Origin of the sequence: Rhodopirellula sp. UBA1907 (assembly GCF_002337565.1) — a bacterium.
GTDB lineage: Bacteria > Planctomycetota > Planctomycetia > Pirellulales > Pirellulaceae > Rhodopirellula > Rhodopirellula europaea.
The window spans coordinates 31165-41737 of the sequence record NZ_DDGH01000039.1 but is presented as its reverse complement, the minus strand read 5'-3'; the positions used below and the strand labels follow the sequence as shown (position 1 = coordinate 41737).

The 10573-nt window shown below is 56.3% G+C and carries 3 protein-coding genes and 1 pseudogene; 3 read left to right on the top strand and 1 reads right to left on the bottom strand.

The features are described from left to right. Positions 1-8: 8 nt before the first annotated feature. Positions 9-1040, top strand: a pseudogene (locus B2R17_RS08790) (DUF1501 domain-containing protein); the annotation flags it as partial. Positions 1041-1058: 18 nt separating this feature from the next. Here B2R17_RS08790 and B2R17_RS08785 read toward each other — a convergent pair. Continuing rightward, positions 1059-2177, bottom strand: a complete 1119-nt coding sequence (locus B2R17_RS08785; RefSeq protein ID WP_286763689.1) for an alpha/beta fold hydrolase — start codon at positions 2175-2177, stop codon at positions 1059-1061. 292 nt (positions 2178-2469) lie between these two features. Here B2R17_RS08785 and B2R17_RS08780 point away from each other — a divergent pair, with 292 nt between their 5' ends. Next, the gene (locus B2R17_RS08780) at positions 2470-3609 is read left to right on the top strand and encodes an ABC transporter permease (protein ID WP_286763688.1); all 1140 of its coding nucleotides are present in this window, start codon (positions 2470-2472) and stop codon (positions 3607-3609) included. 54 nt (positions 3610-3663) lie between these two features. Then, positions 3664-10573, top strand: a 6910-nt coding sequence (locus B2R17_RS08775; protein WP_286763687.1) for a type I polyketide synthase, incomplete at its 3' end; no start/stop codon positions are given.

Here is a 10573-nt window from a genome sequence, read left to right as displayed (position 1 = left end):
CTAATTGATCGTGCGTTGCTTACTTGCAAGCCACCGGTTTTCAGCGTCCAGGTTTTCCTGGAATGGGTTCGTGGGTCAGCTACGGCCTCGGGGCAATCAATGAGAACCTGCCCACGTTTGTGGTGCTCCCGGACCATCGAGGTTTCGCCAGCAATGGGCCAAAGAATTGGGGAGCAGCTTTCTTGCCCGCATCGGCGCAAGGAACCACCATTTTTCCCCAACGTGCCAATCCGATCGATGACCTCTCCGCGCGAGCCGATTTCATTTCGGCACGAGGTGATCGAGAGGGTTTGGCGATGTTGAATCGAATGAACCATCGTTATCTGCAAGAACGCCCGGGCGATTCACGGCTGGACGCACGCATTCGATCTTATGAGTTGGCCGCCGCGATGCAGTTGCATGCACCCGAAGCCTTGGACATTTCAGGCGAGACTGCGGAGACGATGGAAATGTACGGTCTGGATCGGATGGGTGCGACTTATCCGGACAAGATCAATCCAGCCGAAGAGGCCGAGTACTTTGGGCGGAAGTGTTTGATCGCGCGCCGTTTGCTTGAGCGTGGTGTCCGGTTCGTTCAGATTTGGTCTGGCAACGACAACGGTTTTCCGAGACGCAATTGGGATTCGCATGAAGACATTGAGCGTGACCATGGCCCGTTGGCCCAAGGCATGGCGGTTGGCACCGCCGCATTGATCAAAGATTTGAAGCGAACCGGTTTGCTGGACGACACGATCGTTTTGTGGACGACTGAATTTGGCCGTATGCCGAGCACGCAAGGTCAGAAAGGACGCGACCACAACCCATATGTGTTCACGAATTGGATGTGCGGCGGCGGAATTCGCGGCGGCATCACGTCGGGCGAATCAGATATTTGGGGGTATAAGCCGCTCGACCGAGCCCATTCGACTCAGGTCTACGACATTCATGCGACCATCTTGCATCAGTTGGGGATCGATCACACACAACTGACGGTGCGACACGACGGTGTTGACCGTCGCTTAACCGATGTGCATGGTCACGTTCTCACTGACCTGATTTAAAGAGGCGACCTATTTCGCTCACTGTTTTTGGTCGTGAGTGCAGTCGGGATCTCGATCGACCGGCGTTCCGACTTGATCAACCGGATGAGTGAATAGGTATCGCCAGACCGCCTCGTGTTTGTATTCGCCTGTTTGAGGATCCTTGGCGGCGGAGCGACCTGGTTGAACGCTACTGTGGGCTCGTTTGGCATCTCCGTTGACGTCGAAATCGGTGATCAACCGACGTGTGTGGCCGTAGGGTGGAGATTGTTCGTCCACGTTAACGATGGGGCCAAACGCGTTGAGTCCGAGCATTTCCCAGCTGCGGCAATAGTGGTCATCGACCCAGCCACCATCCAGCACATGCGAGAACGCGAAATAGCGATTGGGTGGCGTCGCGGATGGAAGAGCTTGCCAGTTCTGATGCTGATCTCGCGGCCCACACAGTGCGACAACGCGAGCGACCCGTTGGTGCTTCGCAAAACGCGAGGCGGTCGTCGAACCGTGGGAGCTGCCGGCGACGATGACTTTGTCCCAGTTCAGATCCGTACGGTCTTCGTTGAGGAATTGCTCCCAGTTTCCCGGTGAGTTTTTCTCGGCCAACCAACGGACGAATTGGAAGGCTCGCTCGGACATCCCATCAGGTTTGGCCAAGTCGACTTCGTCGGTGTAGTCTTCGCCGGTGGCCGCTTCCAGCCGCATGTTGCCGCGACAGGTTGGTGGCACTGGTTTCTGTTGACAGCAGATGCTGAACCATTTGTTGGCGTAGTGGACTCGAATGGCGTGCAGCCCATAGTCGCCCAATTTCTCGAATAGTTGAGAGTTGTGGCCCATCAACCAAATTACCAATTGGCCTCGCGAATTGACGTTGGGGTTGAACATCGCCTGCTGTTGATCAGCGGGTTTTCCCTTGGCATCTTCGATCAAAAAGTTGATTTCCGGGTAGGCCTTCACTCGGGGATCGATCTCGGATGCCCGTGCGGTAATGTGAAAACGATCTTGTTTGACGGCGTTTTCGGCTGGCCCACGGGTTTGGGCTGTGACGATGGAAGGGAAGAGAAGGGCCCATCCGGCCAGTGCGGCGGAGGCGGCAGACAGACCATGGGTTTTCAGGCGAGAATTTCGCGTTGAAGGGAATGAGAGCGTGAAACTCGGCATGGGGGTCACTTGCGGGGGAGAGAGGATGTGGGGAGGGGACGTTTGAGCGTCGTCACTACGATAGCCAAAATTCAGAGGGTTTTCGTGATCCAACGCTGGGTGGTACCTTTGAACCACTGAATTTGAACCGATTTGTCGTCCGATCGATCTGCGGTGGAACGTGAACAATGCCCTGATTCACGGTGTGTTTTGGCCCACACCGTTATCCTGTGCCGTTTCCCAGCGGAAGTGCTCTGGCTCTGTCATCGAATTCTTTGTCCAGATGTTTCGTTTTTGATTTCCAGGTGATCCGTTGTCCTACTTTGGTTTCGTGCTCAAAGGCCTGTGGCGGCGACCGCTGCGAACGGGACTGACGCTGATGGCTTTGGCCACGGCGATCGGTTCGGTGATGGCTTTGTCGGGCGTGGCCGAAGGGTTCACGGAGTCCTTTCGAGGCGTTTACGAATCGCATCGCGTCGACGTGGTTGTTTCACGGCAGGGATCCGCGGATCGTTTAAGCAGTTCGCTGGAAGAGTCCTATGTCGCGGAGGTCGCCCAGGTCGAAGGCGTCTCCGATGCGGCGGGAGTCTTGTTGGAAACCTTGTCGGCGGAAGACCAGCAGGTTTATGGGATTCCTGCGATGGGCATGCGGAAGGATTCGTGGTTGTTTACCGATTACGAAATGCGTGCTGCTGATCCGAGCTTGGCGGAGAATGCCGAGACAATCGGGCAGGTTTACTTGGGCGAGAATTTGGCGGGCCGTTTGGATTGCGAGCCCGGAGCGATCCTGAACTTGTTCGACGAACCGTTCTTGGTCGCGGGAGTTTTTCAAAGCGGAAGCGTTTGGGAAAATGGATCCATGATCGTGCCGCTGAAACAACTTCAGGAGTTGGCCGGACGAGACGGGCAAATCACCTACATCAACGTGGTGCTGGATGAGTCTATCGAAGCGGCGCAGGTCGACTCCGTCGTGAAGCGGATCACAGCGGTGGACGCTAAATTGCTGCCTTTGGCAACGGACGAATTTGTGCGGTCCGACACGCGAATGCAGTTGGCCGGCGCGATGGCTTGGATGACATCGACGATCGCGTTGCTGGTTGGTGCAATCGGAACGCTCAACACAATGATGACCAGCGTTTTGGAGCGGACCGGTGAAATCGGAATCCTGCGAGCGATCGGTTGGCCGGCCAAGCGAATCGCTGGCGTGATTTTGTGCGAATCGGTGATGCTCGCTTTGTTGGCGTCCGTCCTTGGTGGGATTGGTGCCAGCTTGTTGCTCAATGTGTTGGCCAACAGCGAAGCTACGGGTGGATTGCTGCAACCGACCATCGCAACCAGCGTGTGGGTTCGAGGCATGGCGGTTGGTTTAGGGATTGGAATTTTAGGGGCATCGTTGCCCATTTGGCGTGCGTCGCAAATGCGACCAACAGATGCTCTTCGCCACCAGGGATGACCGGTGAGCGATCGACCTAGGACACAAACGAACTTTTCGAAGGTAGGGATTGGCGTGAGGAACGAACCACTTGCCGTTGTGGGCATCGGTTGTCGCTTCCCCGGGGATGCGAATGATCCGTCCGCATTTTGGGATCTGCTGGCATCGGGAACGGATGCTATTTCCAAAACGCCCGAGGACCGTTGGAACTTGCAGAAGTTCTACCGGCCCGATGAGCCAATGCTTGGCAAAACGCAGAGCCAATGGGGCGGCTACGTTCGCGGCATTGATCAGTTTGACCCGACGTTGTTTGGTATCTCGCCTCGTGAAGCGGCGGCGATGGATCCTCAGCAACGAATGCTGTTGGAAGTCGCTTATCGGGCAATGGAAGACGGCGGTGCTCCGCTTGGTTCTTTGGCCGGTCGACCGGTCGCCGTGTTCACCGGAATCAGCAGCATCGATTACGCGGTCGCCAGCCTGAGTTTTGAAGATCGCGGTGAGTTGGGGCCGTACACGAACACCGGATCATCCAGCAGCATTGCCGCCAATCGCATCTCGTATTGCTTTGATTTGCGTGGTCCCAGCGTCGCCGTTGACACAGCATGCTCGTCGTCTTTGGTTGCGCTGCACATGGCTTGCCAAGCGATCTGGAACGGTGAAGCCGAGACGGCACTTGCCGGTGGCGTCAATGCGCTGATCATGCCCGACTTTTATGTCGCCTTCAGTCAGCTTGGCGTGTTGTCACCCGACGGACGCTGCAAGACGTTTGATTCACGCGCTAACGGTTATGCCCGCAGTGAAGGTGCGGGAATGGTGATGCTGAAGCCGCTTCGTGAAGCGCAAAAGAATGGCGATCGAATCTATTGCACGATTCGAGCGACGGCGCTGAACCAAGACGGCCGGACACCCGGATTGACTGTCCCCAGCGGTGAGCAACAAGAACGCTTGGTCAAACGGACGTGTGAGTTGGCCGAGGTTGATCCGTCAGACGTCCAGTACTTTGAAGCTCACGGTACCGGAACCGCGGTTGGAGATCCGATCGAAGCGGGGGCTCTTGGACGAGTTATCGCCTCGAGCGATCAGGACCGCGAATCACCTTGCCGCATCGGTTCGGTGAAAACCAATATCGGGCACCTGGAAGCCGGCGCAGGAATCGCGAGTTTGATCAAGGTCGCGCTGTCGATGCACCACCAAGCCATTCCGCCTCACCTGCATCTGCAGACGCCAAATCCGGAGATCGATCTACGCGGTTGGAACCTTCATATCCCGACGGAACTGGAACCGTGGAACGCTGATGGTCCTACGAGAATCGCGGGCATCAATGGTTTTGGTTACGGCGGCGCCAATGGTCACGTGATTGTCGAAGAAGCCCCGCGGGAAACGAAAGCGAACCGTTCCGTTGTGGTTGACTCTGGCCGCACGGCGGAAAGCCCGGATCGGAAAACCAACTCAATTGTCTTGCCCGTTTCGGCGACTGATCGGAAGTCACTCGCGCATGTTGCGAGTTACTGGAACGAATGGCTGGCGGAACAAAACGCGGCCGGTGAAGATTCACTTGATATGGCTGCTATCGCAGGCACGGCGGCTCATCACCGAACGCATCACGATGTCCGCACATTGGTTGTCGGCGAAGACTTCGATTCGCTGCGCGATGAACTGTCGCATTTGTCTGAGTCATTGCGATCGAGCGACAATGCAAACGAGGCATCTGTTGTTCCGTCGCGATTGAGCAGTGACGAACGCGAAAAAGGCATCGTGTTTTTGTGTTGTGGCCAAGGACCACAATGGTGGGCGATGGGTCGTGGGCTCTATCGAGACAACATGGTGTTTCGCCAGGCCATCGAACGCATTGATGCCGAGTTTCGAAAGCATGCGTCGGAATGGTCCTTGATCGATGAGCTTCATCGCGATTCGGAAACGACCCGGATGAATCGCACATCCATCGCGCAGCCGGCTTTGTTTGCGATCCAAGTTGCGCAAGCCGAGATGTGGGCGTCGGTTGGTGTTCGCCCAAGTTTGATCATCGGGCACAGCGTCGGCGAAATTGCTGCGGCACATTTGTCAGGTGGATTGGACTTTGCGGATGCCTGCCAAGTGGCGATCCATCGCGGCCGAACAATGGATCTGGCCACCAGTCGCGGTGCAATGATCGCCGTGGGACTGACCGAGCAAGAAGCCGAAAAGCGAATCGCGGAACTTGCAAAGATCGATCCGGAAATGCCAGATTCAGTCGCCATCGCCGCGGTCAATGGACCGGCGTCGATCACATTGTCAGGCGACAGCGAAGCGATTGAACGATTGGCGACTACGATCGAAGAAGACGGCATTTTTTGCCGACGTTTGGCGGTCGAGTACGCGTTTCACAGTCCGCAAATGGATCCAGTTCGCGAGGAGTTGTTGCGGTCGCTCGATGGGATTCAGACTCGACCTCTGCACACTCCGATGATCTCAACCGTGACGGGACGAGCCGTCGGCGAAACGGATTCCTTGGCCGGTGACTACTGGTGGACGAACGTTCGCAAAGGCGTTCGATTTGCCGACGCGGTGATGACAGTTGCCAGATCTGGTTATGGCATCGGCATCGAACTCGGGCCGCACCCGGTGCTGGCTTTCGCGACGACGGAGTGTTATGGCCACACGTCGCAGAACATTCAATTGATTGCCACGGCGCGTCGTCCAAAGCCAGATCAAACTGCCGGTGATTCGGAGTTGTTTGACCACGACGAGAGTCAATGGCTGGATGGCGTCAGTGACTTGTTCGCGTTTGGGTTTGATTTGGATTGGTCGGGATTGATTTCGCGGCCAAATCAGCAGGCTGAACTTCCGCTTTATCCGATGCAGCGTCAAAGTTTGTGGACGGAATCGGAGCAATCGCGGCGTAGTCGATTGATGACAGCCGTTCATCCGTTGTTGGGTGACGCCGAGCCGTCAGCCGATCCTGTTTTCCGTGGCCGAATTGACGGCGACAATCAAGCCTACTTGTTTGATCACAGGGTCCGTAGCGCGGCGATGTTCCCCGCCGCGGCAGGACTTGAAATGTCACTGGCAGGATCGCTTGCGGTGCTATCGCGAACTAGCGAATTAGCAGGTGACCCGGCGCCGACTCGCATTCGCTTGCAGCGTTTGCAATTGCTCAATGCTCTGATTTTAGATGAGTCGCAACCGCATCGATTGGAAACTTCGTTGGCGGGAGATCGGCGTTCGATTGAAATTCGATATCGCGAAATTCCGGGCGAGGAATGGACCTCACTTCTAGTGGCAACCCACGGGACTCCGTCGCCAATCGATGCCGACGCTAAGCGAGCGGAATTGGAAGCTGGGCGAGAGCGTTGTTTGCAATCGTTCAATGACGAAGATTGCTATGAATATTGTCAGTCGATTGGTTTGAACTACGGACCAGCATTTCAGGGAATCCGGGAAGGTGTCCGGCGTGACGGAGAATCAATCGCGAAGGTGCGGTTGGATGAATCCGTCCGCACGCCAGCGTTTGATGCGGAAGCGTCGCTATACCTCGTTCATCCCGCGGTGCTGGACAGTTGCTTCCACGCGATGGTCGTTTGCGATCCGTTGTTTGGCCGTTCACCCGGCGGTTTGTATTTGCCGCATGAGATGGAAGATGTCCAAATTGATTTGGATCAAATTCAATCGGCTGGTTTGGATCGCGATCTGATCGTTCACGCGAAAATTCGACTGAAGACAGAACATCGTCTGTTGGCGGACCTGGATTTGTTCCTGGACGACGGGACGCATGTCGGGTCGATCAGTCGATTTGAAAGCCGCCGAGTGGGCGCCGAAAGCGAGCAGTCAACCAAAGACCTGATGTATCGCTATCGTTGGCAGGCTGATGAATCGGAAGAAACCTCCACCGCAGCGAACGAAAAGTTCGTCGTGTTCTCGCCAGCCGATTTAGCGGATGAACTCATTCGCGGATGGGGCAAGTCTCGCGAGGATTTCATTTGGGTTCACCCCATTCAAGATCCATCGCAACAGCCGACGCAATTTGTCGGTGACACATCGGTTCAGGAAGAATGTTACTGGGTCGATGCTGATGATCAGCAGTCGTATTCGCAGTTGTGGGAAGAGCTTGGGGTTTGTGGATCAAGCGACAACTGGCACTTGGTGTACTTGTGGGCCATCGATGCGGTGGATCCGCTGTCGTTGGAGGCGATGTCTGCAACGGACGCCAGTGACGCGTTGCGAGACAGCACGCTGTTGACCACGCGGGCTCCTTTGAATTTGATCCAAAGCTGGGAGGCGATCACCGATCGACCGAAGACGCGATTGACAATGGTTACCCTGGGGGCTCAGTCAGGCGACGAGCTGGATCAGCCTGTTTCAGCGATTCAGATGCCTCTGGTTGGGATTGGCCGAGTCATTGTCAGCGAGATTGGATCGCTGCAGACACGTTTGGTTGATTGTGACCCGAACGCGAATTTGCCTTTGCAGGGATTGGCTGCTGAATGGTCGCGGGACGATGCGGAAGACGAGGTGATGTTGCGGGATGGCGTGCGTTACTTGCATCGTTTTGTGCCCGACACGCACCGAGAAATGCAACATGCTCTTCTTGCATCGGATGAGCGTCCCGCAAGCCGTCTGATGAAAGGAGCCGCTTCGGGAGTTGACGAACTGAAGCACCAGGCATTCGGCCGTGCCGAACCGGGGACCGGCGAAGTTGAAATTGAAGTTGCCGGGGCGGGGCTGAACTTTAGCGATGTGATGAAGGTGTTGGACTTGTACCCCGGATTGCCACCGGGGCCAGTCGCGTTGGGTGCCGAAGTCAGCGGTGTTGTCACAGCGGTTGGCGAAAACGTCAACGAATTCGCGATCGGCGATGAAGTCATCGCCGTCGCGCCCGGCGGTTTTGCGACGCATGTCGTGGTCAACGTCGCATTGGTCGCGAAAGCTCCCACGGCAATCGATCTGGTTGATGCATCGGCTATCCCAGTCGCGTGGCTGACCGCGGATCACGCCATGAACACGTGTGCTCGGTTGCGAGATGATGAATCGATTTTGATTCATGCGGCCAGCGGCGGTGTTGGCTTAGCGGCGATCGAGGTGGCTCAAGAATTGGGCGTCGAAGTGTTCGCAACCGCGGGAAGCGATCTCAAACGCGATCATGTTCGATCGATGGGCGTCAAGCACGTTCACGATTCGCGATCGTTGAACTTCGTTTCCGAAATCGCGAATCTGACTGAGGCTCGTGGGGAACCGGGGATTGACGCGATTCTCAATTCGCTGCCCGGTGAAGCGATTCCCGCCGGAATGAGTTTGCTTCGCGTTGGTGGTCGATTCTTGGAGATTGGCAAACGAGATATCTACGCCGATCAATCTTTGGGGATGTACCCGCTACGCAATAACCTCGCGTTCTTTGCGATCGATTTGGATCAGCTGTTTCAGCAGCAAGCCGCGCGAATGGGCAAGCGTTTGCGTGAAGTGGTTCAGAAGTTCAATTCGAAGGTATATCGCGGGCACGAACCCAAACGGTTTGAGGCGACCGAAGCAGCTTCCGCTTTCCGGTTTATGCAGCAGGCCAAGCACATCGGCAAGGTGATCGTCGACTACACCGCTCCACCCACCAAAGTGCGAGCTCGAGACGAGGGCGAGTATCAGTTCCGAGCCGATGGCACGTACTGGTTGGCTGGCGGATTGGGCGGGTTCGGGTTGCGGGTGGCGGATTGGATGTCCGAATCCGGTGCCGGCACATTGGTTTTGAGCGGGCGAAGCAAAACGATCCGCGACGAAGCTGTTCCAGCAATCGAGCGGATGCGTTCTCGCGGCACGAAGGTTGTCGTGTTGCCATGCGATATCACCAATCCCGATGACATTCAGCGGACTCTCGATCACATCGATGAAGAGTTGCCGCCTTTGCGTGGCGTGTTGCACACGGCAATGGTGCTAGAAGACAAAATGATTGTCGACCTCGATCGTGAGACTCTCGATCGAGTGTTGTGGCCGAAGGTATTGGGCGGATGGAATTTGCACCAAGCGACTCGCAATCGCGTATTGGATCAGTTCATTTTGTTTTCGTCGCTGTCGAGTGTGTTTGGGCACGCTGGGCAAGCCAACTATTCCGCCGCGAATGCGTTGTTGGACGGGTTGGCTCATCACCGTCGAGTATCCGGTCTTCCCGCCACCGTCATCAACTGGGGACACCTCGGCGAAGTCGGTTACTTGGCGGAACGCGAAGAACTGAGTGAACGTCTTCGACGGCAGGGTGTGTTGGATTTTTCGTCAACGGAAGCGACGGAATGCTTGGCTCGTGCGTTGCATCGCGGAGCGACCCAGTGCAGTGTGCTGCGGATGGATTGGTCGCGCTGGCGAGGATTAGGGCTGACCAAAGATGTCTCGCCACGGTTCGCGCACTTGATTCGCGGCGGCAACGATGCCGAGCAAACGATCAATGGCGAATCGCTGCGCCAGATCCCAGCAGCGGATCGCGAGCGATGTCTGCACGAAGTTGTTTCGGTGAAGCTGGCTTCGTTGCTGGGTGGCAACGTCGCCGAGTTGGATGCGGACCGGCCGATGTTGGAGATGGGATTGGATTCCTTGATGGCGGTTGAGCTTCGCAACTGGATCGAAGGGCAGCTGCAGCTGAAACTCCAAATTGGTGCCTTGATGCGAGGGTCCAGCCTGCGATCTTTGGTTGCAACGCTCAGCGAATCGTTGGCGATGGAAACCGGTGACGCATCCGGTGCGTCCACGCACGTTGGAGCTGGAGTTCAGGAGGCTATTGCTGATGACCCGGCGATGAAAGATCGTCAGCGCTATCCGATGTCGGATCAACAAACCGGGCTTTGGTACGCGTTTCGTCGCAATCGAAACGGAACTGCGTTCAACGTGTTCCTGCCGACTCGTTTGCGATCCACGTTGGACGTCGACGCGTTGCGGAAATCGATCGAGGGCGTGGTTCAGCGGCATGCCGCGTTGCGAACGACTTTCACTGATTCGTCAGGTGAACTGCAGCAGATCGTTCACGACGAATTGA